This is a genomic window from Fictibacillus nanhaiensis (genome assembly GCF_036213205.1).
Lineage (GTDB): Bacteria > Bacillota > Bacilli > Bacillales > Fictibacillaceae > Fictibacillus > Fictibacillus nanhaiensis_E.
Genome location: NZ_JARMFC010000049.1, coordinates 1 through 620 on the forward strand (window position 1 = coordinate 1; position 620 = coordinate 620).

A 620-nucleotide genomic window follows, 5' to 3' on the forward strand; every position below is an offset into this window, starting at 1 on the left:
AGCCTTGTAGGAGATAAAAATAAAATATCTAACAGAGAACAAGATCTCTTGTTGTCTTGCGGAGAAATCATATCATCCGTCGTATTTTCTGGATTGTTAAATACAACTGGTCTTTCATCTGTAGCCTTAACAGGTCCCCAAGCAGGGTTCAGAACGAACGATGACTACTCTAATGCTAGAATTGTAGATATGAAAGTAGATCGGATAAAGTCAGAACTTGAAAACCATCAAGTAGTAGTCGTTGCAGGTTTTCAGGGACAATCCCAATCTGGGGATATCGCAACACTTGGTAGAGGTGGAAGCGACACAAGTGCGTCGGCATTAGGTGCTGCTTTAGAAGCTGAGTTTATTGATATTTTTACAGATGTAGAAGGGGTGATGACTGCTGACCCTAGACTTGTTAAAGATGCAAGACCGTTATCTGTCGTAACATATGCTGAAATCTGCAACATGGCTTATCAAGGAGCAAAAGTCATTCATCCTCGTGCTGTAGAGATTGCCATGCAAGCCAAGATCCCGTTACGAATTCGTTCAACATATTCAGATCTTCCAGGAACGCTTGTTACATCAGCGGTTAAAGGACCTGCTGGTAAAGACGTTCAAGAATCAATCATAACGGG

The 620-nt window shown here is 41.8% G+C and carries 1 protein-coding gene; it reads left to right on the forward strand.

Annotation, left to right across the window (positions count from 1 at the left end):
- Nucleotides 1-620, forward strand: a 620-nt coding sequence (locus tag P4V41_RS21605; protein ID WP_328087296.1) for an aspartate kinase, incomplete at both ends; no start/stop codon positions are given.